Origin of the sequence: Burkholderia sp. WSM2232 (assembly GCF_000472545.1) — a bacterium.
Taxonomy (GTDB): domain Bacteria; phylum Pseudomonadota; class Gammaproteobacteria; order Burkholderiales; family Burkholderiaceae; genus Paraburkholderia.
The window spans coordinates 118,926-144,540 of sequence record NZ_KI421432.1 but is presented as its reverse complement, the minus strand read 5'-3'; the positions used below and the strand labels follow the sequence as shown (position 1 = coordinate 144,540).

Below are 25,615 nucleotides of genomic sequence, written 5' to 3'. Positions count from 1 at the left end.
CCGCGTTGGCGTTCAGCCGCGCGAGCGCGCCGCGCCGACCGATAACGGCCGGTCTTTGTGCTCGTCCTTTGCCTCGTTGCGGCCCGCGAGTTCGGCGGTGGTTTCGGCGCCGAACAGGAATACCGCCGCCGAAAAGTACAGCCACATCATCAGCACGGCGAGCGAGCCTGCGGCGCCGAACGAACTGGCCGTTCCTGCATGCGTGAGGTACAGCCCGAACAGGTGCCGGCCCGCGGAGAACAGTACCGCCGCTGTCATCCCGCCAATCGCCGCGTGCGTGAGACTGACTTTCGCGTCGGACATCCAGCGGAGCAGGGCCGTGAAGGCGGCGCCCAGCACGATCAGTCCGAGTACCGTTTGCAGCACCGCAGTGACGATGACGAGCGGCGAATTGCCGAATATCGCGTGGCCTGCGTAGGTGATTGCGGTATCCAGCACCAGCGACACCACGAGCAGAAAGCCCAGGCCGAGCACCATGCTCACCGACACGAGCCGCGTACGCACGAGCCACGTGATGCTGCTCTTGCTCTTGACGTCTTTCTCTGCCTCGAGCACCACGTCGAGCGCGGTATTCAGCGACGTGAAGGTCGCTGACGCGCCGATTATCAACAGCACGACCGACACCACGGCGGCAATGCCGCTGCCGTCCGCGCGATGCGCGTGTTCGACGATGGTCTGCATGGCCTCGGCGGCGTCCTTGCCGAGAATGCCCCGCATCTGATCGAACAGGCGCCCGCGCGCCGCGTCTTCGCCGAAAAACCAGCCTGCGACCGCGAGCACCATCAGGAGCGTCGGCGCGAGCGAGAAAGCCGAATAGAAACCGACGCTCGCCGCCATCATCGGGCAGCGGTCCGACATGAAGCGCTTGCCCGCGTTGACGACCACGGTGAAAACGTTGCTCAACCGTGCGTGTTTGCTGGGTGCCCGTCCGGGCGATGAGACCTTGTTCATAACCGCCTCGCCATTGAACGTGAAGATGCGCCGCGGCCGGTTCGGGCAGCCGGTCCCGCCGGGCCGGCAGGCAGGGCCGCGGCGCTGGATTGTTCTGTGCATGCCCCGTGCCTGGACGCCGCACCTGTCTCACGCGTGTTGTTCACGTGTTCCGCAGCCGGGCGTAGCTCGCCTGCGCTTGCTGCCGTGCGCCGGAATTTGTCCTCGCCGGAACCGCAGCGGCAGCGGCAACCGCAACCCCTCGGATTTCCCCCCCGCCGCGACCGCCGTAGTTTTTCTTTTCCGCCGACGCAGATCTTCTCGTTTGTTCAATGGCCGCGCAAAGCCGATAGTTCAGTCACCGAGGGCGCACTGCAAGACACCCGCGTCAGGCGGCAGCCGGTCTTGCAGCCAGCCCTCATTTTCTGAATCTGATGACAACTTTGGAGCACAACATGAATACGTCGGAAAAAGTCGCAGTGGTGACGGGCGCCTCGCAAGGCATTGGCGCAGAATTGGTCAAGGCGTTCCGTCAGCGCGGTTACCGCGTGGTCGCAACGGCACGCAGCATTACTCCGGTCGACGATGAAAACATCGTCACGGTGGCAGGCGACATTGCCGATCCGGCCACCGCGCGCCGCGTGATCGCGGAGGGCGTGGCGCGCTTCGGCCGCATCGACACGCTCGTCAACAATGCAGGCGTGTTTGTCGCCAAGCCGTTCACGAGCTATACGTCCGACGACTACGCGCTGGTGAAAGGCGTGAACCTTGACGGCTTCTTCCACATCACGCAGCTTGCGATTGCCGAAATGGAAAAACGCTCGAGCGGGCATATCGTCACCATCACAACCAGTCTCACGGACCATGCGATCAGCGGCGTGCCTTCGGTGCTGGCCTCGCTCACAAAGGGCGGTTTGAATGCGGCCACCAAGTCCATCGCGATCGAGTACGCCAAGGCCGGCATTCGCGCGAACGCGGTATCGCCTGGCGTCATCAAGTCGCCTATGCACCCGGTCGAAACGCACGCGGCGCTGGGCGCGCTGCATCCGGTGGGACGTATGGGCGAAATGGGCGACATCGTGCAGGCGGTGCTGTATCTGGACGCCGCGCCGTTCGTGACAGGGGAGATCCTGCACGTCGACGGCGGCCAGAGCGCCGGCCACTGAAGCATCGACAACGAACAGGGCGCCGGTTCGCGGCGCCCGCCTTTGCCACGGAGAACGACATGCCTATCGTCACGATTCAGGTCACGCGCGAGGGAAACACGCCCGGCGCAAACGCGGTCACCGCCGAGGAAAAAGCGCGCTTGATAAGCGGCGTCAGTCACCTGTTGCTGGACGTGCTGAACAAGCCGCTGGAAGCCACCTTCGTCGTGATCGAGGAAGTCGACATGGAGAACTGGGGCTGGGGCGGCTTGCCGGTCGAGGCATACCGCAAGCAACTGGCGCTAAAGAGGACTGGCGGCACGAATAGCGCATAGGCAGTGAATACCCGCGTGGCGCGCCGACGCCTGCCATGCGCAGCGCGCTGCGCGCGCAGCCCACGCGGGGGCGATCATCTGGCGTTGGCTTCGGCAAGAAGCCACTCCTTGAAGGCCACCACCGCGGGCTCGCTGCCGTTGTCTTTTCTATGCACCACGTAATAGGCGAGGTCGCAGCTCTGCGCTTGCGGGAACGGCCGCACCAGCCGGCCTTCCGCAATGTCGCGCTCGACAAGACAGGTTCTGCCGAGCGCCACTCCGTTGCCCGAGATCGCCGTGTGAATCGCCGCGGCCGAGTCGTTGATCTGCAAGCCCCGGTCGCAATTGACCACGCCCGCGTTGCCCGTCTTCTGCACCCATGAGCGCCAGGTGGGAAACGCCGGTGCGGCGCGCATCGAAATGTCGTGGATCAGCGGATGGTGGTTCAGGTCCGCCGGTGTCCTGAGCGGATGCTCGCCCTCGAGCAGCGCGGGGCTGCAAACGGGGAAGAACTCGTCGCGCATCAGAAAGGTCGCAGCCAGATCGGGCCAGTGGCCGGTCCCGTAACGAATGCCGGCATCGACTCTATCGGCGGTGAAGTCGACAAGTCTCAACGACAGGTCGATACGCAGATCGTAGCGCGGATACTTGCGCTGAAACCGCTCCACGCGATACAGAAACCATTTGTCCGCCAGCGCCGGGGGCACCGTAACCGTCACGGTAATGCGTGCCTTGCTTGCCTTGACCCGCTCGACGGCCTGTGCGAGCAACTCGAAGCCGGCCTGCAATTCCGGCATGGCCGCGCGCGCGGCGTCGGTCAGCACGAGCCGCGACGCGCCCGACGTCGAGCGATGAAACAGCTCGATGTCGAGCGTCTCCTCCAGCCCGCGAATCATCTGGCCGATTGCGGCCGGCGTCACGTGCAGTTCCTCGGCGGCGGCAACGTAGCTCAGGTGCCGGCCGACGGCCTCGAAAGCGCGCAGCGCGTTCAGATGGTTGGGTGCTCGCATGGGCTCGCCTGGCGCCTTGTCTGATTTCGATTGCCGCATGCTCGCAGGCGGGCATGGCGGCGTCAACACCTCACGCGGCGTTGCATCAACCGGGTTGCGCCAGCAACTCGCGAATCTTTGCTTCCGTTTGTGCATAGTCGCCTTCGCCGAAATGGCTGTAGACGACGTGTCCCTGCTTGTCCAGCAGATACACCGCGGGCCAGTACTGGTTGTTGAACGCGTTCCATGTCGCGTATTCGTTGTCGAGCGCCACCGGATAACGGATGTCGAACTTCTTGACGGCGGCGCTGACATTGCCCGCGTTGCGTTCGAACGGGTATTCCGGCGTGTGGACGCCGATGACCTGCAGCCCCTGACTGGCGTACTGGTTGTACCAGTTCTTCACGTAGGGCAGTGTGTTCACGCAGTTGATGCACGAGTAGGTCCAGAAATCGACCAGCACGACTTTGCCGCGCAACTCGGGCAGCGTGAGCGGCGTGCTGTTGATCCATTTGTCGATGCCCGTTATTTGCGGCGTGGCCGGCATGTTGCGTTCGGCGGCGCTGATGGCGCCGCCACGCGTGCCGACGAGGCTCGCGACCAGCGCGAGCGCGACGAACGAGCCGATGGTGGCGAGGGTTTTGAGTCGGGTAGGCATGATGAATCGTCCTTTGCATGAGACGCGCGGTGTGCGCGTAGGTAAATCGGCAAGCATGACGTCATTGGACGCCGCCCACGTATCTGCCGTGTGTCGTCTCTCGCGTGTCTGCGCAACGTTGTGTGTCCGCGCCGCGTGCCGATACGTTGCGATACAAAGCCATCCGCGCGCGGCCGCGGGCGCGCGTGGGCGGACGGCTGTTTTTGTGTCGCACTGTATCTATGCGTCCCTCGATACATGAGCTTGCACAACCTCGTCTTCGCCGACACAAGCCCGATACGTGCCGGCAGTTCAATGCACTCATCCGGTATCCGCCACCCGGCCCTCGCTGCCTATGCCGTTCATGCAGCCGGTGCGGGCCGACCAGGTCATTGAACGAAAGGACATTGTTATGCTGCTCATACTTCTCGCCTTCGCCGGCGGCATGCTCACCATCGTCAGTCCGTGCATTCTTCCGGTTGTGCCGCTCGTGTTCGCGCGCGTCGATCAGTCGTTCGTGCGCCACGGTTTGCCGCTCCTCGCCGGCATGGCGCTGACGTTCGCCGCCGTCGCGAGTCTCGCTCTGGCTGGCGGCGCCTGGGTCGCGCATGTGAATGAATATGGCCGCTGGATCGCGCTCGTGTTCTTCGCACTGTTCGGCGCGGCGCTGCTGTTTCCGTCGATAGCCGAGCGGCTCACGCATCCGCTCGTGAGCGCGGGTAATCGTCTTGACGACGCGGTGCGCCGCGACGGCGGCGAGCCGAGCGTGCTGTCGTCCGTCGGCCTGGGCGTCGCGACCGGCTTGCTGTGGGCGCCGTGCGCGGGCCCGATTCTCGGGCTGGTGATGACCGGCGTGATCCTGCATCGGCCGGGCGGCGCGAGCGTGTTGCCGTTGCTTGCGTTCGCGGCGGGCGCGGCGGTTTCGCTTGCGATCGTCCTCGCAATCGGCGGGCGGCTCGTCGCGGTACTGCGCCGCTCGTATGGCGTGAGTGAGCGCGTGCGTCAGGTGGTCGGCGCGGCGGTGGTGCTGTCGGCCGGCGCAATCGCGCTGGGTCTGGATACGCGGGCGTTGGCCTTGTTGCCGTCGGTCAATACGACTGGCATTGAGGACAAGCTGGTGCAGCGGTGGTCGCCGCGCGGGGCGGCCCAGCGGGGCGAACCGGCGGGCGAGAAATCGGAGCGCACGGATTCATTGCGGGCGGACGCACCGCGCGCCGCTTTAAGGCCCACCGATTTGAAGCCGACCGAGTTAAGGACCACAGATTCAAGGACCACCGATTTCGAGCCCGCCGACTTGAAGCCCACCGACTTAAAGCCCACCGACTTAAAGCCCACCGACTTGAAGCCCGCCGATTGGCAGCCTGCCGATCTCCCGCCCAGCCAATCTCGCGCGGCGTACGCCACCGCGCTCCTGAGAGTCAGCACCAATGCGGACTCCGCCGCCCTGGCCCGACCGATCCCCCTTGCCGCGCCGCTTTCACTGCCGGCGGAAGGCGCGTTGCCTTCGCTGTCGGGCGCCGTTGACTGGCTGAACTCGCCGCCCCTGAAAAGCAGCGACCTGCGCGGCAAAGTGGTGATCGTCAATTTCTGGACGTATTCGTGCATCAACTGCCTGCGCACGCTGCCGTATCTGAAGGCGTGGTCGAACCGGTATCGCGATCAGGGGCTCGTCGTGATAGGCGTGCACTCGCCGGAATTCGCGTTCGAGCACAACATCGCGAACGTGAAGCGCGCGGCGGCCGATCTGCACATCGACTATCCGGTTGCCATCGATAACAACCTTGCCGTGTGGCAGGCTTTCGGCAATCAGTACTGGCCGGCCTTCTATATCGTCGATGCGCGTGGCCAGATCCGCTATCACCACTTTGGCGAAGGCGGATACGAGAAGTCCGAAGAGGTGATCCGTCAATTGCTGGCCGACGCCGGCCACCCGGCACTGCCCGCGCCCGCGGGCACCGCGAAGGCCGCGGGCATCGAAGCCGCCGCCGATCCGCGCGACCTGCGCTCGGGCGAGACGTACGTCGGTTATCGTCAGGCCGAGGGTTTCGCTTCGCCGGAAACGCTGGCGCCCGACGTGCTTCGCGCTTACAGCAGCCCCGCGCGTCTGGCCACCGGAAGCTGGAGCCTCGAAGGCGAGTGGGACGTGATGGGCGAGCGCGCGCAATCGGGACGCAGCGGCGCGAAGATCGCGTACCGCTTTCACGCGCGCGACCTGCATCTGGTGTTAGGGCCGATGGCGGACGGCAAGCCCGTGCGCTTCAAAGTGACGATCGACGGCAAAGCGCCGGGCGCGTCGCATGGCGCGGACACGGACGCGAACGGCGTAGGCGTGATCGACAAAGAGCGGCTTTATCAACTGGTGCGGCAAAGCGGCCCGGTGGAGGATCGAACGTTCGAAATCCAGTTCCTCGATGCGGGCGTGAGTGCCTATGCGTTCACGTTTGGCTAGCCGAAGCCGCGCGCCGTCGGCGACCCGCGCCAAAGTCGCTGCGCCGACGGCTTGCGCTCCGGTTAGCGCCTCGCACTAAGCCGCGCGCCAACCCGAACGGGTGGTGGACGGTTTCCCGTGATTCACCGGGGCGGCCGCGGCGCATTAATGCCCTGACGTCAGCGCCGTCGGCGCGGCTGACTGGTATGCCACTTGCTGCGCTGCGAGAGTTTTCTCATGCAAATCGTCATACATGTCCCGAACAACGTGTCAAAGGTGGAGCGCCCGCCAGGTGAGGGTCTTGCACGAGGTGCCGCGGGTGCTGGTGGTCGACGACAATCAGGGCGCGGCAGAAGCGCTCGCCACCTACCTGTCGTACGAAGGCGTGGAAGCGCGCGCGGCGAACGGTTGTAACGAAGCACTCACCTGTGTGAAAGATTGGGTACCCGACGTGGTCGTGCTCGACATCATGATGCCGGAGCGCGACGGCTACGATACGGCGAGCGCGTTGCGCAACTATCTGCCCACGCCTAGCCTCGGCATTGTTGCGTTCACCTCGCTCGACGAGCAGCACGTGCGCGAAACCGGCCGCGGCCGCCACAATTTCGACGGCTACTGCCAGAAGGGCACCGCGCCTAACGTTCTGCTCGCGTTGATGCGCAATCTCTGGCGCGACAGGAACTGAACTCGTGCGGGCCGCCTGGCGCGGCTGCGGCACGCCCGCCGTCTCCAGTATGCCAGGCGCCTTGCCGCTGTCGGCGTTCGCGGTGAAGCTCTGCACGAGCCGCGGCGCGCCGCCTGCGGGCGTGTAGAAGATCCGCACCGAGCTGCTGACCTCGCTCTTGCCCGCACCCAGGCCGATCAACACGCGACGGCGCCGGTTGCCCGCGTCGAAGGTATCGAAGCTGCCTTGCACCATCAGCACGTTCTGGTCGGCGGGCGCGGGGACGTCTGAGCGGATCGCGCGCGACCCCTTCGACTGCAGCTCATCGACGATCTGGTTGGCAAGCTGCTCGCGCACTTGTGCGGCGTCGTCGGCCTGCTTTGGTGCCGCGGACGAGCCGGCCATTTGCGTCTTCAGTTTCTCCAGCATCCCGCCGTCGAGCTTCACCTCGTCCGCCTGCGCGGCGAACGTGCACACGTAGATGTTGTCCGGACGCACCGCCGGCTGTGCGACGGCCGCGCTCCGCCAGCGATGTTGCCGCTCGTCCAACCGCTCAGCACCGCGCTGGCGCTGACCATCGCGAGGCGCGCAAAACGGGCGAGTGTTTCTGGATGAGCTTGATCGAAGTGAACATGATGCGTCCTGTAGTCGGCACGCGGTGGCGTAATGTTCGAGCCTGCCTTGCGATGACCGGGAACCGGAGGATCGTGATCATCGGCGACAGGGGGCGCACATGAAGCGTTCGTGATCTCATGCGTGCTGTTTCGTACGCACCGGCAGCGAAACGAAGTATGCGGCAGGGGCTTTGCCGACTCCATCGAACAACTATTTCGAACCATGTCACGCGCCGAACGGGCGTTTCAGAACGGCGGGAAGGAGGGCTGAAGAAGAGGGAAGACGCGCGCAATTGCACGTGGCGCGCGGGGCTCGCGCGATCAGCGCAAGGCAAGCGCGATGACGCAGCAAAGCACGAGCACGAGCAAAGCGGCGGCAACGGCAACATCCACTGGATAACGCATGCTTCACCCGCACTGGCGTTTCAACAGTCTTTATCGTAATCACCCGAGGGAAGACGAAAAAGCGGCCAATGAGCGGCAATGTGGGAGAACCAACGCTATGCAGCGAACGCGGCCATACGCCTGTTGTGCGCATAGCCGATCACGAGGTCGTCGGCTTACCGGCCATTGCGCCGCGTGCGGGAACGGTATGTGCGCTGGCGCATTGACGGCGGATGGCGCATGATGGGCGCAATGTGCCGTCCGACCCCAGTGCCGCGCAAAGCGGCTTTGGGGCGTGGTGCACCGGAAGAGCCGGTGCCTGCCTCGCGTGAATCATGTGGCGCAGCGCCGCTCGCGTCGTTCAACCGTAAAGGAGGATTTCGCATGGACCGACCTGATACCGCCAATCCGTTTGGCGATTTCACCAAAATGCTGGAGCAGTTCAAGCTGCCCGGCTTCGACGTGCCCGCGATCATGGAAGCGCGGCGCAAGGACGTTGAAGCACTGGTTCAGGCGAATCAGACCGCGTTCCAGGGCATGCAGTCGCTCGCGCAGAAGCAGGCCGAGATGTTGCGTACCACGCTTGCCGAATTGCAGTCGCTGACCGGTCAGTTATCGGCGAGCGGCGCCGCGCCTTCCGCGAAAACCGCCGAGTTGATCCAGCAAAGCCTGCACAAGTCGCTCGCGGACATGCAGCAGCTCGCGCAGGCGGCCTATCAGACGCAGGCGGAGTCGTATGCGGTAATCGCAAAACGCGTCGAAGAAAACGTGCAGGAATTGCGCTCGCTGTTGCAGCAACAACAGCAACAGCAGCCGAAGGCATAAGCACGTTGGTCGTGAACCGCTTGCGTGCGGCTCATGCCGCACGCAAGCCGAAGCCGCGAAAGCTCGTCGGAATCCGGCGAGCCGTTCGCGGCTTTTTCGTGCGCCGCTAGTTTTCAGGCGGCCTCTGAGTTCAACGCGCGCTTACATCGGCTGCTTTTGTGCGTATGGCCTGCGTATTTCTCTTCGTGGCCAATCCTTTTCCGCGCGGCCGTTCGTTTCAAACGCGCCCGCCCCTTCGAACTCGCCGGCAAGCAGTGCCGGCGGCGTGCCGTTGCATGAGCGTCAAACGCCGCAAACCGGCGCTTTTTTGCCGACGCGTTCAAATTCCCACGCAAACGATTGGCCGGCGACACCCTCGCCGCTAAAGTTTCGCGCCGCCACTCCGTAGACGCATTCACGCACCTGAGCAAGCACCTGAGCGGCGTTAACGCAATCTGCCTGCCCGAGTTGCGCGTTTAGTTTCGCGTTCGCGACGGCCACGGCATGTCGCGAGCATCTCACCTCGAAGGAATTCTCTTGAAACCGATGCTTTCAATCGGCATTGCCGGCGCAATGCTCGGGGCGGGCTGCGCGTTGCCGCTGGCCGCTCATGCGACGCTGGGCGAGAACGCAAGCAGTGTCGACAACGACGGCGCGCGTATGCATGCGGTCGCACGAACCGCATCGACGCAGAACGCGTATTCGGTGCATGCGATCACGCTGCCCTCCGGCACGCTCGTGCGCGAATACGTGACGGCCAACGGCATGGTGTTCGGCGTCGCGTGGGAAGGGCCGACCTTGCCCGATCTCAAGAGCGTACTCGGCACGTCGTTCAATACCTATGTCGCGGCGAGCGCGGCGCAGAGAAACACACCGCTCGCTGTTTCGGGCGCCGATCTCGTGGTGTACTCAGGCGGACATCTGCGTGCGTTCTCCGGTTATGCATATCTGCCGCGAGCGCTGCCTGCGGGCGTGGCCCCCAGCGTGATTCGATAAGGGAGCCGCCATGTGTCATGCCTTCAGGCTTGTTTCGATGTCGTGCGCCGTGCTCTTCGCGCTGCTTTTCGCCCTGCTTGTCAGCGCCTGCGGTGGCGGCGGCGGTGGCTCCGCCAGCGCAACCCCGAATGCGTCGACCAGTTCGTCAGCCGGCCCCGGTGTGACCAACGCGACGCCCACGCCGCAAGCGCTCGCCGCCAATGCAGTGCGCGTGAGCGTCGACTCCGGCGTGAGCAACGTGCCTAACATGCCGTTCGTCAGCCTCACGATTTGCGCGCCGGGCACCACGCAATGCCAGACCATCGACCACGTGCTCGTCGACACCGGCTCATGGGGCGTGCGCGTGTTCGCAGCGCAATTGCCGGCGTCGCTGGCGCTTCCCCAGCAGAAGGACGCGTCGGGCCATCTGGTCGCCGAATGCATGCAGTTTTTCAACGGCTTTACGTGGGGCGCCGTGAAGCTGGCCGACCTGCAGATTGCCGGCGAAAAGGCCGCGTCGTTGCCGATTCAGGTGATCGATCCTAACTACGCTTCGGTGCCCGCGGATTGCGCGAGCGTGGGCGTTGCGCGAAATACGCCCGCCATGCTGCAGGCCAACGGCATTCTCGGCATCGGTGTGTTCAAGCATGACTGCGGCGCGAATTGCGTGTCGCAGGCATTGCCCGGCACTTACTACGGCTGCAACGGCGCGGCCTGCACGTCGATCGCGTTGGCCGAAGCGCTGCAGGTCGCCAACCCCATCCCATACTTCGCGACCGACAACAACGGCTCGTTGCTGAGCCTGCCCGCGGTGACGGGCGGCGCGCAGTCGGTGAGCGGGCAACTGGTGTTCGGCATCGGCACACAGAGCAACAACACGCTCGGCAGCGCGCAGGTGATCGGCGTGAGTCCGTCGAACGGCACCTTCACGACCGTGCACGACGGCACTACGTATTCGCGCAGCATTCTGGACAGCGGCTCGACGGGGCTCTTCTTCAGGAGCAACGCTTTGCCGGTTTGCGCGAGTCCGAACAATGCGTACTACTGTCCGCCTTCGACCACACAGTTGAGCGCGATGATAGAAGGCGTGAACGGCGCGACAAGCGCGGTGAGCTTTAGCGTGGCGAATGCGAGTGTCGTCGCGCAGACGTATCCAGACGACTCCGCGTTGCCGTTGCTGGCCGGCCCCGCGTTCGTCACCTCGTCGATTTTCGATTGGGGCTTGCCGTTCTTCTATGGCCGCACCGTGTACGCGGCCATCGAGCAGCAGGCGACCCCGGGCGGCGCCGGCCCTTACGTCGCGTATTGAAGTTCAGGCCGGCTTCGCGGCGCGCTGCGCGCCTTGCGGGACCGGCGACCTGTTTCCCGCCTCCGCAATCACGCGATGCACGAAGCGCAATTTGTCCACCACCGGTGCGGCCAATGTGAACGGATAGCCGTCGGGCATGCCGAGGCTGCGATTGAGGCTGTTCAATGCATACGTGAGCGGATACCAGCGTCTCATCAGATTATCGAAGCTGGCGTCTTCAACGGGCGTGCGGTCGGTCAGCGTGGGTGCGTCCGGATCGTCGGGCAGCAGCGCGAGGCCGTACGAGGTCGACGTATCGAGCACGTCGACGATCAACATGTAGTGCGCCCACGTCTCGGCCCAATCTTCCCAAGGGTGCATGGTTGCATACGCGCTGATGCAAGACGCCTGCCAGTCGGCGGGCGCGCCGTCGCGGTAGTAGGCCGCGAGCGCCTCGCCGTAGTCGGCGCGCTCGTCGCCGAACAGCTTGCGGAACGGCTCGAGCCAGCGCGGGCTTTTCTCCACCAGCCGGCTGAAGTAGTAGTGACCCGTTTCGTGGCGGAAGTGGCCGAGCAACGTGCGGTATGGTTCGCCCATCGCAGTGCGCACTTTCTCGCGATGCGCGTCGTCGGCCTCGGCGATGTTGAGCGTGATCAGCCCGTTGTCGTGACCCGTCATCACGCGCGAGCCGTCGCCGCCGTCTTCGAGAAATTCGAATGCGAGTCCCTGTTCGGGGTCTTCAATGCGCGATTTGACCTCGAGCCCGAACTCGGCCAGCGTATAAAGCAGGCGCCGCTTTGCGACTTCAAGGCGATACCAGTACAGCCGGTTGTCCGGCGCGCTGAGATTCGGAATGGTGTGGGTCAACTGGCAGGCGCGGCACAATGTATCGGGCGACTCTGCCGGAATCATCCAGTTGCAGACGTTTTCGACTGCATAGTTGTGGCATTGCTTGTAGAGCGCACCGTCCGCCTGCGGATGCAGGCTGCGCCAGCGCTCCTGGCCCGCATCTTCGAAAGCGCTGATTTCATGCAGTTCCGGCAGGTAGCCGAGCAAGGCCTCACAGCGTTCGCAGCGCACGTTTTCAAAAAACACGCGGTGCGAGCAACGGTTGCAGTGGAAGGTTTTCATGGACGAAGCCCGAGACGGCAAGTGGCAGTTGGGAGCGTGGATGCCGCGCAATGTTCATGCCGCACGGCCAGACGTCACCGGTTTAACGCACAGTATGGGCATGATCGTGCATCGGCATTGCCTCGCCTTGGTGCATGGCCTGCGGGCAGGGCACACGGTGGCAGGGCTGTAGCGGCATGCGGTTTTAAGATCAACGGCATGAAGCTTGCTTTTTCGGCGGGCTGCCAACCTAGACCAGGAGTCCGGTGTGTCCATCCGCGTCGCGTTGAACCACGTCACACATTACCGTTATGACAGGCTGGTGGCGCTGTCGCCCCAAGTGGTGCGGCTCAAGCCCGCGCCGCATTGCCGGACTCCGATTCTTTCGTATTCGATGCGAGTCGAGCCTGCTCACCACTTTATCAACTGGCAGCAGGATGCGTTCGCCAACTATCAGGCGCGCCTCGTGTTTCCAGACCGGACGCGCGAGTTCAAAGTGACCGTCGATCTGGTCGCCGAGATGGCGGTCTACAACCCGTTCGACTTCTTTCTCGAGCCCTCCGTCGAACAGTTCCCGTTCGACTACACGCCGGACCTGGCGCTCGAACTCGCGCCCTATCGCGTGAAGCGTCCCATGACGCCGCGCTTTGCCCAGTTCGTTCACAGCATCGAGCGCACGCCAACCGGCACCGCTGACTTTCTGGTTGCGCTGAATCAGCGGCTGCAACGCGAGATCCGCTATCTGATCCGGATGGAGCCCGGGGTGCAGACGCCCGAGCAAACGCTCATGAGCGGTGCCGGATCGTGCCGCGACTCAGGCTGGCTGCTGGTTGAAACCTTGCGTCAGCTTGGCCTTGCGGCCCGCTTCGTGTCTGGATATCTGCTGCAGCTTGCGCCCGACATCAAAGCGATCGACGGACCGAGCGGTACCGAGGTCGACTTCACCGACCTGCACGCGTGGTGCGAAGTCTATCTGCCGGGCGCGGGCTGGATCGGCCTCGACCCGACCTCGGGGCTGCTTGCCGGCGAGGGCCACATTCCGGTTGCCTGCACGCCCGAACCCGGCAGCGCCGCGCCGATCTCGGGCGCGGTGGACGAGTCCGAAGTCGAGTTCAGCCACACTATGTCCATCACGCGCGTGCTGGAAACGCCGCGCGTCACGAAGCCGTACACCGAAGAAGTGTGGAGCGACGTGCTCGCAATGGGCGACCAGGTGGACCGGCAACTGGCCGACATGGACGTGCGCCTGACGATGGGCGGCGAGCCGACCTTCGTGTCCGTGCGCGACCGCGACCCCGCCGAATGGAATACCGATGCGCTCGGCCCGACCAAGCGCGGCTATGCCGTCGCGCTGATGGACAAGCTGCGTTCGCGCTACGGTGCGAACGGCTTCCTGCATATCGGCCAGGGCAAGTGGTATCCGGGCGAGCAATTGCCGCGCTGGGCGATGTCGCTGTACTGGCGCGCCGACGGCGAACCATGCTGGCAGAACCCCGAGCTGTTCGCCGACGAGCGCGAGCCGGGCACTTACACCGCTGCCGACGCGCAACGCTTCCTAAGACATCTGGCCGCGAAGCTGGCGCTGGACGAAGACTGCATTCAGCCCGGTTTCGAAGACGTGTGGTACTACCTGTGGCGCGAGCGCCGTCTGCCGGTCAACGTCGACCCGTTCGACGCACGCCTTGACGACGAACTGGAGCGCGTGCGCTTGCACCGCGTGTTCGATGCGGGCCTTGCCAACGTGACCGGCTACGTGCTGCCGCTCGCGCGCGAGCGCGACGTGCCGCACGCGCCGCCGCAGTGGGTGACGGGCCGCTGGTTCTTTCGCGACGAACGCATGTACCTGATTCCCGGCGATTCGCCGATGGGTTACCGTCTGCCGCTCGACTCGCTGCCGTGGGTGTCGAAGACCGACTACCCTTACCAGCACGCGCACGATCCGTTCGCGCCGCCGGTGCCGTTGCGCCCCGCTGCGCAGTTGCGCATGCAGTACGACGGCGAGCGGCGCGACATGAGCCCTGCGGATGCACGGCGGGCAGCGGCGTTGTCGTCGTCGGCGGGGGACTTGCTGAGCGGCATGCCGGGTAGCGCGGTGCTCGCGTACGCGCCGCAGCGCGACGCGGCAGCAGCCGACGCGGCTCCGGCACGCGGCAAGTCGGCGAAGGACACGTTGCGCACCGCCATCTGCGTCGAGGCGCGCGACCCGAAACGTGCAGCCGGTCCGAAAGCCGAAGCCGATGCGTTCGGCAGCGGCCGTGCGCTGCTGCATGTTTTCATGCCGCCGCTCACGCAGCTCGACGACTATCTCGACCTGCTTGCAGCCGTAGAAGCCACAGCCGCCGAATTGCGCATGCAGATCGTGCTCGACGGCTATCCGCCGCCGCGCGATGCCCGTTTGAAGATGCTGCAGGTCACGCCGGACCCCGGCGTAATCGAGGTCAACATTCATCCGGCGGCCAACTGGCATGAACTGGTCGATCACACCGAGTACCTGTACGAGTCGGCGGCGCAGTGTTATCTGAGCAGCGAGAAGTTCATGACCGACGGCCGCCATACCGGCACCGGCGGCGGCAATCACCTCGTGCTTGGCGGTGCGACGCCCGCTGACAGTCCGTTCCTGCGCCGGCCGGATCTGCTCGCCAGCCTGATCGCGTACTGGCACAACCACCCGTCGCTGTCGTATCTGTTTTCAGGGCTGTTTATCGGACCGACGAGCCAGGCGCCCCGCATCGACGAAGCCCGCAACGATCAGGTCTACGAACTGGAAATAGCGTTTCGTGAACTGCAGCGGCAGATCGACCTGCTCGGCGGCCGCGACAGCGCGAACCTGCCCGCCTGGATGATCGACAGGTCGCTGCGCAATATCCTGATCGACGTGACGGGCAATACGCACCGCGCCGAGTTTTGCATCGACAAGCTGTACTCGCCCGACGGCCCGACCGGGCGTCTCGGCCTGCTTGAACTGCGTGGTTTCGAAATGCCGCCGCATGCGCGCATGAGTCTCGTGCAGCAGTTGCTGTTGCGCGCGCTGGTTGCGCGCTTCTGGCGCACGCCGTACACGCAGCGGTTGACGCGCTGGGGCACGGAACTGCACGACCGTTTCCTGCTCGGCACCTTCGTGAAGATGGATTTCGACGACGTGCTCGGCGACCTGAACCGCGAGGGCTTTGCTCTCGACAGTAGCTGGTTTGCGCCGCACTTCGAATTCCGCTTTCCGCTGGTCGGCGAGACCACGGTGAGCGGCGTGTCGCTGAGTATCCGCAATGCGCTAGAACCGTGGCACGTGATGGGCGAGGAGGGCGCGGCCGGCGGCACCGTGCGTTATGTGGATTCGTCGGTCGAGCGGCTCGAAGTGCGGGCGCTTGGCTTCAACGAGAACCGTCATCTGCTCACGGTCAACGGCGTGCCCGTGCCGTTGCAGCCCACCGGCCGCGTCAGCGAATATGTGGCCGGGGTGCGCTTTCGCGCGTGGTCGCAGCCTTCGGCGCTGCATCCGACCATCGGCGTGGATGCGCCGCTCACTTTCGATCTTGTCGATACATGGAACGGCCGCTCTATCGGCGGATGCCAGTATCATGTCGCACATCCGGGCGGGCGCAACTATCAGACCTTCCCGGTGAACGCTTACGAGGCGGAAAGCCGGCGGCGCGCGCGCTTCTTCGCGTCGGGCCATACGCCGGGGCCGCTTGCCGTGCAAACGCCGCAGCGCAGCCTGGAGTTTCCGTTTACGCTCGACCTGCGTTACTGGTAACACGCTCACCCTCACAACACCGATACGACCTTGGCTTTTCAATCGACTTTTCCCTTCGATACGTCCGCAGCCCATGCGGACGCTTCGTCCCTGTTGCGGCTCGTGCCCGCACACGAGGGACACTGGGACGAGTTGCGCGACGCGTCCGGCGCGTTGCGCGAGCCGTGGCGGCAATTCTTCGAGCGGCTGGGCGAAGACGGCATCGCGCGGCTGGAGGGGCATCGCGCTTCGGTCGCGCAGCAGATCCGCGACAACGACATCAGCTACAACGTCTACGCGGATAACGGCGAGCCGCGCGCGTGGGCGCTCGACATGCTGCCGTTTTTGATCAGCGAGGCGGAGTGGGCGCACATCGAGCGCGGCGTGACGCAGCGCGCACAGCTGCTCAATGCGATTGTCGCGGACATCTATGGGCTGCAAACGCTGCTGCAAGGCGGGCGGCTGCCGCCCGCGCTGGTGTTCGGACATCCCGGCTATCTGCGCTCCGTGACGGGCTATGCGCCGCCTGGCGGACAGTTCCTGCAGGTCGTCGCGGTCGACCTTGCGCGCGCGCCCAACGGCGAATGGACGGTGATGGCGCATCGTACGGAGGCGCCTTCGGGCCTCGGCTATGCGCTAGAAAACCGGCTGATCGTGTCGTCGCTGTTTGCCGATCCGTTCCGCTCTATGCATGTGAGCCGTCTTGCGCCCAGCTATTCGCAACTCATCTCGACGCTCGTGCAGGCAGCGCGAGCGACCATGCGCGACGACTCGCCGCGCGCCGACGCTTCGCCGCACATTGCCTTGCTCACGCCGGGGCCGTTCAGCGAGACCTATTTCGAACATGTGTTTCTCGCCCGGTATCTGGGCGTGACGCTGGTCGAGGGCAAGGACCTCACCGTGCGCGGCGACATGCTTTATCTGAAGACGCTCGCCGGTCTGGAGCGCGTGCACGTCGTGCTGCGCCGTCTGGACGATGCGTTCTGCGATCCTGTCGAGCTGCGCGCCGATTCGACTATCGGCGTGCCGGGCCTGTTGCAGGTAATGCGCGCGGGCAATGTCATCGTGTCCAATGTGCCGGGGGCCGGTTTCGTCGAATCGCCGGCGTTGCACGGTTTCCTGCCGGGCATTGCGCAAGTGCTGTTCGACGAAGACCTCGTTTTGCCGAGCGTCGCGACCTGGTGGTGCGGTGAACGGGCCGCGCGCGAGCACGCGTTTGCGCATCTGGACGAGGCCTTCGTCGTGCCGACGTGGCCGCACGCCGCGCGCGGCGTGACACCCGGGGCACCCGGGACGCAGCAGGGCCGGCAGCGGCTTGACGCGTGGCGCGAACGGATCGAAGCGGCGCCCGGCGCCTACACGATTCAGCAGGCGCAGCGGTTCTCCTGCACGCCGCGCTACGACGAGGGCACCATCGGCACGCGTCCTTCGGTGTTGCGCGCGTACGCAATCGCGGATGCCAACGGCGGCTGGCACGTCATGCCAGGCGGCTTCACGCGGCTCGCGGCCGAACGGCAGGCGACGGTCTCCATGCAATACGGCGGCAGCAGTGTCGACACCTGGGTGCTGTCGAGCCAGCCGACCTCCACGTTCACATTGTTGCCCTCGCCGCTGCAGCCCGCCGACCTCGCGCGCAAGCATCGCACGGTATCGAGCCGCGCGGCAGAGAATCTCTTCTGGGCGGGACGCTATGGCGAACGCGCGGAGAACAACGTGCGGCTGTTGCGCTTCATTCTCGGCTCGCTCGAAGGCAACGATGCGCAAGCTCTTTTCCCGACGCTCGTCGAACTTGCGTTGTATTGCGGACTCGTGCAGCCCGGCGACATGTTTGTGCCGCATACCCCGCAGGCCTTCGAGCGCGCGCTCGTTGCGAATCTCAGCGAGAGCACGGGCGCGGCGAGCATCGGGCAGAACCTGAGTTGCCAGGCGCGCTCAAACGGCGAGGTGCGTGGGCGGTTGTCCAACGATCATTGGCGCACCATTCTCGCAGCGCGCAACGACTTTCGCGACGCCTTGCAGACGTTGCTGCCGGCTGCTGGTTCGAGCGGTGCGGCGCAGCAGGCACAAGCGCAAATGCAGGAGCAAATGCAGGGGCAAGCGGACGTCAGCGCGCCCGGCGCGAGCCGTTACGACCGCGTCACGCTGATGAACGCGCTGGAACGGCTGTCGGTGCAGTTGTCGGCGATCAGCGGCGCGCAGGGCGACCGCATGACTCGCGACGAAGCCTGGCGGCTGCTCTTCGCGGGACGGCATATCGAACGCGTCTCGGCCATGTGCGCGTTCGTGCGCATAGTCGCCGACAAAGGCCAACTCGCCACCCCCGCGGGTTTCGATTTGCTGTTGCAATTGTTCGACAGCACACTCACGTATCGCGCGCTTTATCCGGGACGTTTTGAAGTGCCGGCCCTCATCGATCTGCTGGTGATCGAGCCGACCAATCCGCGCGGCATCTACGGCGTTTACGAGCGTCTGCGCAAGAAGCTCGACGAGATCGCGGTGGCTGCGGGCAGCACGCGGCACCGTCCGTTTGCGCAATTGATGCCGCCGGCCGCTTCGCTGCCCACACTCGCGTCGCTGTGCGAGCTCGACTCGAACCGCGCCTACGCCGGTCTGATTGCCGTGTGCGATCAGATTGGCGGCTTTGCCGGCGCCGCCGCGCATGAAATCAGCGCGCGCTATTTCAGCCACGCCAGCACCGTCGCATCGCAGGTCGGGTCATGAAAAGCGCAACCACGGTGCTGTCGGTTTCACATCGCACTACGTATCATTACTCGACTTATGTCGAGACCGCGCAGCACCTGGCCACTATCCGGCCTATCGTTTGCGCGTGGCAGCGAGTCGTCTCGCACCACGAACGCATCGAGCCGCAGCCGTCGTATGTGAATAGCCGCATCGACGCATTCGGCAACGACGTTCTGTATTTCGCGCTGGACGCGCCGCACGAGCGGCTTCAACTGATCAGCGAAACGACCGTGGCGCTGACGCCGCGCTGGACCGATCTCGATCCGCACTCAACGCCCGCGTGGGAAGAGGTGGCCGACGCGCTCGAGTTTCGCGTGGGCGGGCAGTTTCGCGCCGAGGTGGAGTTCTGCTTTGCATCGCCGAACATCGCGCCAGGACCGTCGTTGCGCGCCTATGCATTGCCGAGCTTTCCAGCAGGCATGCCCGTTGCCGCGGGCGCGATCGACCTGATGCACCGCATTCACGCGGACTTCGCGTACAAACCCTCCGCGACCATGTTCGATACGCCCGCCGGGCGCGCGTTCGAATTGAAGAGCGGTGTATGCCAGGACTTTGCGCAGGTCATGATCGGCTGCCTGCGTTCGCTCGGCTTGCCGGCGCGTTATGTGAGCGGCTATCTGCGCAACGATCCGCCGCCAGGTCAGCCGCGGCTGATCGGCGCGGATGCTTCGCATGCGTGGGTGTCGGTCCATTGCCCGGGCAGCGGCTGGATCGACCTTGATCCGACCAACGACGTACTCGCCGACACGGACCACGTCACGCTCGCAATCGGGCGCGATTACAGCGACGTGTCGCTGCTGCGTGGAATGATCCTCGGCGGCGGCGCACATCGCGTGGAAGTGGGCGTGACGGTCCTGGCGCTTTAGCGTTCGGTGTGACAGCAGGTGGCGCACCCACAGCACTTGACTATGTGCGTATGCACATATAGACTGCGTAGCATGAACCGCCCGCTCTCCTACGACGAATGCAACTGCTTTGCGCTGCGCCAGGCGGCGCGGCACATCACGCAGCTTTACGAGCGCCATCTGGGCCCAATCGGGCTCACCGCGGCGCAGTTCACGATTCTCGCCAAGCTCGCCCGCACGCCTCGTCTGCCCATCCTCGAGCTGGCAGAGTCCATGGTGATGGAGCGCACTACGCTCGTGCGCGCCATGAAGCCGTTGCAGCGCGACGATCTGGTGGTAGCCGAACCGGCGGAGCATGACAGCCGCACGTTCCTTTTCAGCCTGACGAAGAAGGGTGAAAAGACCGTCGACAAGGCGGCAATCGCGTGGCGCGCCGCGCAGGAAGAGTTCGAAAAGAAGTTCGGCCACGGGCGCGCCAAGGCGCTACGTGCGGAGCTGTTCAGCATTACTGGTTGACGCGCGCAAATGCCCGCTGGGTGTTTTCTACCCTGCGAGTCTTTTCGCCGTTATATGTGCATACGCACTGATGGAGAAACCCTGACCATGGAAGATTCGTTCGACGACGACTGCTTTGCGATCCGCCAGGCCGCGCGCTATGTCTCGCAGATCTACGACCGCCATCTGGCAAGCGTGGGCTTGACGATCACGCAGTTCTCGTTGCTGAGCCGGCTTGAACGCCTTGGCCCGCTGACCATGAAGCAACTGGCCGAGATCATGCACATGCAGCGCACCACGCTGGTTCGTACGATCCAGCCGCTGCGCCGCAATGGCCTCGTAGTGAGTTCGGCGCCTGAGACGGACGCACGCGCATTGTCCATCAGCCTGACAAGCGAAGGAGCGGCGCGGCTCGAAGCAGGCTGGGCGCATTGGCGCGCGGCACAGGCGGAGGTCGAGCATCAATTTGGCGGGCAACGAGCGCGAGCGCTGCGCGGCGAACTGTTTGCGGTGACGAGCCAGGTTTAGCGCGGGCTCCAGACCGGCAGAAGCCGGGCTACCTGAAGCCGCAAGCAAGAGGTGCCAACAAGAGGCACAAACAAGAGGCACAAACAAGAGCCGCAAGCAAGAGGCGCAAGCAAGAGGCGCAAGCAGGGGCGCCATTTTTTTAAACTCAATCAGTGCATAAGCACACATCGTCACCATGTCCACTACACCTTCGACTGTCGCGCCGGCCGGCGCCGCGCAGGCCGGCAAACCGGCCAGGCGTATTCCGTGGATGCTGCTCGCGATCATCACGGTGCTTGCCGTACTCGCGCTTGCCGCTTCGTACTGGTTTTTCGTGGGGCGCTTCGTCGAATCGACGGACGATGCATACGTGGGCGGCGACGTCACCGTCATGGCGCCGAAGGTGAACGGTTTCGTGGCCGACGTGCTCGTGCGGGACAACCAGTTCGTGCACGCAGGCCAGGTGCTCGTCACGCTGGACGCACGCGACTATGATGCGCGCCTCGCGCAGGCCAGCGCGGAAGTGCGCAGCGCGCAAGCCGCCGTGACCGAACTGGAGGCGAAGAAATCGTTGCAGCTCGCCACCATCAACGAACAGGCTGCGGAAGTGCGCGCGTCCGGCGCGGAACTTACGCGCAGCGCGGCGGATCAGGTGCGATATCGCGAACTCGTGAAGGACGACGCAGTCTCCAACCAGGTCGTGGAACGCGCCAACGCCGATCTGATCAAGGCGCATGCCGCGGTGGACCGCAGCAGCGCTTCTTTGGTCGCCGCGCAGCGCCAGCTCGCCGTGCTGGATGCGCAGATCGGCGACGCGCAGGCGCGCGTGGCCACCGCGCAGGCGGCCGAGCGCGTCGCGGCACTCAATGTCGAGTACACCACGATTCGTTCTCCGATCGACGGCTATGTCGGTAACCGTACCGCGCGCGTCGGCCTGCTGGCGAATACCGGCGTTTCCCTGTTGACGGTGATACCGGCGAGTGGCTTATGGATCGACGCGAACTTCAAAGAAGACCAGTTGAAGAAGATGCGGGTTGGCGACACGGTGGACGTCGATCTCGACGCCTCCAGTCAGCACCTGCATGGCGTGGTTGAGAGTCTGGCGCCCGCCACCGGCGCGACCTTCAGCGTGCTGCCTGCCGAGAACGCGACCGGCAACTTCACGAAGATCGTGCAGCGCGTGCCCGTGCGCGTGCGGCTTACCGTGCCGAAGGACATGCAACGCGTGCTGCGGCCCGGCCTCTCCGCGACGGTGAAAGTGCACCTCAATGCGTCGGGCGAAGCGGCTCGTGGATAAATCATCATGACCGACTCGCCCGCTAATCCCGCCGACCAGCCGACGCGCAGCAAAGTCTTCGCGTTCGCGCTCATGTGCATTGGCTTTTTCATGGCCACGCTCGATATCCAGATCGTCGCGTCGTCGCTGAAAGACATCGGCGGCGGTTTGTCGGCGAGCCAGGACGAACTCTCATGGGTGCAAACTTCGTATCTGATCGCCGAAATTCTCGTGATACCCATGTCGGGCTGGCTCACGCGCGTGTTCTCAACGCGCTGGCTGTTCGCGTTCTCAGCGCTCGGTTTCACTGTGACGAGCATGCTGTGCGGCCTCGCATGGGACATCAATTCGATGATTCTGTTTCGCGGCCTGCAAGGCGCGCTCGGCGCCGCGATGATACCCACGGTGTTTACGACGGCGTTCGTGCTGTTTCCCGGCAAGCAGCGCCTGATTGCGTCGACCACGATCGGCGCACTGGCGTCGCTCGCGCCGACGGTAGGGCCGGTAATAGGCGGCTGGATCACGTCGCAATGGTCGTGGCACTGGCTGTTCTATCTGAACCTGGCACCCGGACTTGCCGTCGCGCTGATGGTGCCGAAGTACGTGCACATCGACAAGGCCGATCTCTCGCTGTTGAAACGAGGCGATTATGTAGGCATCCTTTTGATGTCGGGATTTCTCGGCTGCCTCGAATACGTGCTCGAAGAAGGTCCACGCAAGAACTGGTTCGGTGACGAAGTCATCGTTCTGTGCACCTGGATCTCCGCGATTTGCGGCTTTCTTTTCGTCGTGCATGCGTTCACCGCAAAAGAGCCGATTGTGGATTTGCGCGCGCTCGCCATTCGCAACTTTGGGATTGGCAGTCTGTTGTCGTTTATCACGGGCATTGGTATTTTCTGCACGGTGTTCCTCACACCGCTTTTCCTGTCCCGCGTGCGGGGCTTCGACTCGTTGCAGATCGGCCTCGCGTTGTTGTCGGTGGGCTGTTTCCAGTTGCTTGCGCTGGTTGCATATTCCACGCTTGCGCGCTTTATCGACATGCGGCTGCTGATGGTCTTCGGACTCGTGCTGTTCGGCGTGGGCTGTTACCTGTACGTGCCGCTCACTCATGAATGGGGCTGGCGGGAGCTGTTGATTCCACAGGCGTTGCGCGGTATCGGTCAGCAGTTTTGCATTCCACCCATCGTCACCATGGCGCTTGGTTCGTTGCCGCCGTCGCGGCTGCGCTCGGCGAGCGGCCTTTTCAACCTGATGCGCAACCTGGGCGGTGCGATCGGCATTGCCGTGAGCAGCACGATGCTCAACGACCGGCTCAATCTGCACTACGAGCGGCTCGACGAACATTTGACCGCGGGCCGCCCCGCAGTGGAAGCACTTTTTCAACAGCAGGCCGCGCGCCTCGCGGCGGTCGGCGGAAATGCGCTCGATGCGGCGAACGCGGGACTCGCTGCATTGCATGGCGTACTGATGCGCGAAGCGCTGGTGCTCACTTTCTCCGACACTTTCCTTGCTGTGTCGCTGTGCTTTGTCGTGGGCCTGTTCAGCGTGTTCTTCTCACGCCCGTTCGGCAATAGCGCGCCGCCGCCCGATGCCCATTGAGGACTTCAAGATGAAAACGATCGCCATCAGGTTGCTTGCAAGCGCGGCATGTTTGACGCTGGCTGCATGCGCGGTGCAGCCCGCTACGCATGCCGATTTACCGCAAACAGTCAGCACGCTGGCCCCTGATGCATGGAGCGTGGATGCGCCGCAAGACAGCGTGAATGCCAACGCGTGGTGGGACCAGTTCGGCGACCCTGTGATGCATCGGCTGGTCGAGTCGGTGTTGACCGGCAATCTGGATGTGCAGGCCGCGGTGGAGCGCGTCAGGCAGGCGCAAGATCTCGTCACCCAGAATCGCGCCGCATTGCTGCCGGAACTGAATGCCGGGGCCGACGCGTCGTATGCCCGGCAGAACACGCCGCCGCCGCTGGGCTATGTGCGTCAGGCCGGCGCTGGCTTTACGGCAAGCTGGACGCCGGATGTGTTCGGTGGCGAACGTCTCGCCGTTCTGGCTGCGCGGGCGCAACTGTCGGGCAGGCAGGCTGCGCTGAACGAAGTCCGTCTGGCGCTCGCCGCCAATACAGCGGCCGCCTATATCGATCTACGCTGGGCGCAGGCGCAAATGCAGATTCTTCGCGACAACGAGCAGATTCGCGCCCGTGCGCTGAAGCTCACGCAACGGCGTCTGCATTACGGCCTTTCTTCGCAACTCGATGTGGCGCGCGCGCAGAACCAGTTGCAGGACTTGCAGGCACAGATTCCACGGGTACAGACCCTCCTGCAGCATCAACTCAGTTTGATCGCGGTGTACTCAGGACAGACACCGGAGAGTGTTGACAGTCTGCTGCTGGCAGCCGCACGCGACATGCCGGTGCCCGCGCAGAGGGTGCCTGAGACGCTGCCTTCCGAAGCGCTGTTGCGGCGCCCCGACGTGCGCACAGCCTACGCAGCGCTCGAGCAGCGCGCGGCGGAAGTGGGGGTCTCGAAGGCCGAGCGCTATCCAAGATTCAGACTGAATCTTGCCGATGGCATTCTGGCGTCGTCGTACCTTGGCCTGCCCACGCTGACCGACAATCTCTTTAGCGCCGCATTGAGCGCGACGAGTCCGATCTTCAACGCAGGGCGTATCAGCGCAAATATCGACGCCAGCGAGAGCCGCATGCGCGAATCGCAACTGCACTTGCGGCAGACCATGCTGCTGGCGTTGAAGGAGATTGAAGACAATCGCAGCGAACTCGTGAACGGCGCGGCACAAGTACAGCGGCTTGGCGGGGCGCTCGATGCCTCGGACCATGCGCTGCGTTTGTCGAGTGAATTGTACAAGGGCGGTGCGTCCAGTTTTCTCGACGTGCTCACCGCGCAAGAGGCCTATTTGCGCGATGCGCAATCGCTGAATCAGGCAAAACGCGAGCATGCGCTCGCTGCTGTGGCGCTGTATCGCGCGCTTGGCGGCGGCTGGGACGCACCTGTCGTCACGACGGCGGTCTCGGCCAGCAACTGAGGCTTTGTGCGCCGGGCAAAGAGCCACAGGAACAGAGGTGGCAGGCACGCAGAATGCGTGCGCAGAGCATAGCGAGCGAGGCGCCGGAGCAGACCTCGTTGCGCACGCAATTCGCTGCATATCCCGGAGTCGACGAGGCCAGCATGGCGCGACCATTTTTCACGATTGGACATTCCACGCGTACGCTTTCCGATTTTATCGCTCTGCTGAAAACTTCGGAGGTCGAATTGTTGGTCGACGTACGTAGCATTCCGCGTTCGCGCACGAACCCCCAGTTCAACCGCGATACGCTGCCCGACGCTCTGGCGCCGGCACAAATCGACTATAGGCATCTGGCGGAACTCGGTGGACGGCGCGGCCGCCGCAAAGAGGAAGCGCCCTCCGTGAACGAATACTGGACGCACCCCGCATTTCGCAACTACGCCGATTATGCAATGACGGATGAGTTTCAGAAGGGGCTCGCCGAACTGCTCGAACTGGGGCATCACCGGTGTTGCGCAATCATGTGTTCGGAAGCAGTGTGGTGGCGTTGTCACCGGCGCATCATCACCGATTATCTGTTGCTGCGCGGCGAAACGGTGCGCCATATCATGGACGCACATCACGTCACGACGGCTACCGTTACACCCGCTGCGAGGGTGCAGGCAGACGGCGTGGTGGTCTATCCCGCTGAGTCCCCTCCGAGCTGAAGCAAA

Annotated in this window: 21 protein-coding genes and 1 pseudogene; 17 read left to right on the top strand and 5 right to left on the bottom strand. The window is 64.2% G+C overall.

The window, feature by feature from the left end; genetic code table 11:
• Positions 1-12: 12 nt before the first annotated feature.
• Positions 13-951, bottom strand: coding sequence for a YihY/virulence factor BrkB family protein (locus tag F757_RS0130450; RefSeq protein WP_027214633.1), 939 nt, complete (start codon positions 949-951; stop codon positions 13-15).
• A gap of 434 nt (positions 952-1,385) precedes the next feature.
• On the opposite strand from F757_RS0130450, the gene F757_RS0130445 reads away from it, so the two are divergent.
• Complete coding sequence (locus tag F757_RS0130445) at positions 1,386-2,096, top strand: SDR family NAD(P)-dependent oxidoreductase (protein WP_027214632.1); 711 nt, start codon at positions 1,386-1,388, stop codon at positions 2,094-2,096.
• 59 nt (positions 2,097-2,155) lie between these two features.
• Positions 2,156-2,410 carry a tautomerase family protein gene (locus tag F757_RS0130440; protein WP_027214631.1) on the top strand — a complete coding sequence of 85 codons (255 nt, stop codon included), beginning with the start codon at positions 2,156-2,158 and terminating at the stop codon, positions 2,408-2,410.
• Between the two features lie 74 nt (positions 2,411-2,484).
• Here the strand turns inward: F757_RS0130440 and F757_RS0130435 are convergent, their stop codons facing one another.
• Both F757_RS0130435 and F757_RS0130430 read right to left on the bottom strand, forming a co-directional pair.
• Complete coding sequence (locus F757_RS0130435; protein WP_027214630.1) at positions 2,485-3,399, bottom strand: LysR substrate-binding domain-containing protein; 915 nt, start codon at positions 3,397-3,399, stop codon at positions 2,485-2,487.
• Positions 3,400-3,484: 85 nt separating this feature from the next.
• Positions 3,485-4,036, bottom strand: coding sequence for a thioredoxin family protein (locus F757_RS0130430; RefSeq protein ID WP_013342614.1), 552 nt, complete (start codon positions 4,034-4,036; stop codon positions 3,485-3,487).
• A 391-nt stretch (positions 4,037-4,427) separates the two neighbouring features.
• On the opposite strand from F757_RS0130430, the gene F757_RS0130425 reads away from it, so the two are divergent.
• Positions 4,428-6,464, top strand: coding sequence for a cytochrome c biogenesis protein DipZ (locus F757_RS0130425; RefSeq protein ID WP_027214629.1), 2,037 nt, complete (start codon positions 4,428-4,430; stop codon positions 6,462-6,464).
• 271 nt (positions 6,465-6,735) lie between these two features.
• The gene (locus F757_RS35555; RefSeq protein ID WP_084531132.1) at positions 6,736-7,128 is read left to right on the top strand and encodes a response regulator; all 393 of its coding nucleotides are present in this window, start codon (positions 6,736-6,738) and stop codon (positions 7,126-7,128) included.
• A gap of 30 nt (positions 7,129-7,158) precedes the next feature.
• On the opposite strand, the pseudogene F757_RS34425 reads toward F757_RS35555, so the two are convergent.
• Positions 7,159-7,741: pseudogene (locus F757_RS34425) on the bottom strand (DUF4410 domain-containing protein); the annotation flags it as partial.
• Between the two features lie 748 nt (positions 7,742-8,489).
• Between F757_RS34425 and F757_RS0130415 the strand changes: the two are divergent.
• From F757_RS0130415 to F757_RS0130395, 3 genes are all read left to right on the top strand, one after another.
• Entirely contained in the window at positions 8,490-8,930 is a 441-nt protein-coding gene (locus F757_RS0130415) for a phasin family protein (RefSeq protein ID WP_027214628.1), read from the top strand.
• Positions 8,931-9,455: 525 nt separating this feature from the next.
• Positions 9,456-9,905, top strand: a complete 450-nt coding sequence (locus F757_RS0130400) for a DUF2844 domain-containing protein (RefSeq protein ID WP_027214625.1) — start codon at positions 9,456-9,458, stop codon at positions 9,903-9,905.
• A 10-nt stretch (positions 9,906-9,915) separates the two neighbouring features.
• Positions 9,916-11,193, top strand: a complete 1,278-nt coding sequence (locus tag F757_RS0130395) for a DUF3443 domain-containing protein (RefSeq protein ID WP_051376903.1) — start codon at positions 9,916-9,918, stop codon at positions 11,191-11,193.
• Between the two features lie 3 nt (positions 11,194-11,196).
• Here the strand turns inward: F757_RS0130395 and F757_RS0130390 are convergent, their stop codons facing one another.
• Positions 11,197-12,303 carry a zinc-binding metallopeptidase family protein gene (locus F757_RS0130390; RefSeq protein WP_027214623.1) on the bottom strand — a complete coding sequence of 369 codons (1,107 nt, stop codon included), beginning with the start codon at positions 12,301-12,303 and terminating at the stop codon, positions 11,197-11,199.
• Between F757_RS0130390 and F757_RS36005 the strand changes: the two genes are divergently transcribed.
• The 10 genes from F757_RS36005 (at position 12,302) to F757_RS0130345 (ending at position 25,609) form a co-directional block, all read left to right on the top strand.
• Positions 12,302-12,475, top strand: a complete 174-nt coding sequence (locus F757_RS36005) for a hypothetical protein (RefSeq protein WP_156923788.1) — start codon at positions 12,302-12,304, stop codon at positions 12,473-12,475. The genes F757_RS0130390 and F757_RS36005 overlap by 2 nt on opposite strands.
• A 75-nt stretch (positions 12,476-12,550) precedes the next feature.
• A complete protein-coding gene (locus F757_RS0130385; RefSeq protein ID WP_027214622.1) occupies positions 12,551-16,033 on the top strand; it encodes a transglutaminase family protein in 3,483 nt (1,160 codons plus the stop codon).
• A gap of 30 nt (positions 16,034-16,063) precedes the next feature.
• Positions 16,064-18,733, top strand: a complete 2,670-nt coding sequence (locus F757_RS0130380; protein WP_027214621.1) for a circularly permuted type 2 ATP-grasp protein — start codon at positions 16,064-16,066, stop codon at positions 18,731-18,733.
• Entirely contained in the window at positions 18,730-19,620 is an 891-nt protein-coding gene (locus F757_RS0130375; protein ID WP_027214620.1) for a transglutaminase family protein, read from the top strand. The genes F757_RS0130380 and F757_RS0130375 overlap by 4 nt, the downstream gene beginning before the upstream one ends.
• 72 nt (positions 19,621-19,692) lie before the next feature.
• Positions 19,693-20,115, top strand: a complete 423-nt coding sequence (locus F757_RS0130370) for a MarR family winged helix-turn-helix transcriptional regulator (protein ID WP_027214619.1) — start codon at positions 19,693-19,695, stop codon at positions 20,113-20,115.
• An 87-nt stretch (positions 20,116-20,202) separates the two neighbouring features.
• Positions 20,203-20,622 (top strand): MarR family winged helix-turn-helix transcriptional regulator, encoded by a 420-nt coding sequence (locus F757_RS0130365; RefSeq protein ID WP_013342626.1) that lies wholly within the window; start codon positions 20,203-20,205, stop codon positions 20,620-20,622.
• A 175-nt stretch (positions 20,623-20,797) separates the two neighbouring features.
• A complete protein-coding gene (locus tag F757_RS0130360; RefSeq protein ID WP_027214618.1) occupies positions 20,798-21,898 on the top strand; it encodes an HlyD family secretion protein in 1,101 nt (366 codons plus the stop codon).
• Positions 21,899-21,904: 6 nt separating this feature from the next.
• Positions 21,905-23,476, top strand: coding sequence for a DHA2 family efflux MFS transporter permease subunit (locus tag F757_RS0130355; RefSeq protein ID WP_027214617.1), 1,572 nt, complete (start codon positions 21,905-21,907; stop codon positions 23,474-23,476).
• 10 nt (positions 23,477-23,486) lie between these two features.
• Positions 23,487-24,920, top strand: coding sequence for an efflux transporter outer membrane subunit (locus F757_RS0130350; RefSeq protein ID WP_027214616.1), 1,434 nt, complete (start codon positions 23,487-23,489; stop codon positions 24,918-24,920).
• Between the two features lie 143 nt (positions 24,921-25,063).
• Positions 25,064-25,609: a DUF488 domain-containing protein gene (locus F757_RS0130345; protein ID WP_027214615.1), complete on the top strand. Its 546-nt coding sequence runs from the start codon at positions 25,064-25,066 to the stop codon at positions 25,607-25,609.
• The last annotated feature ends 6 nt before the right edge of the window (positions 25,610-25,615 follow it).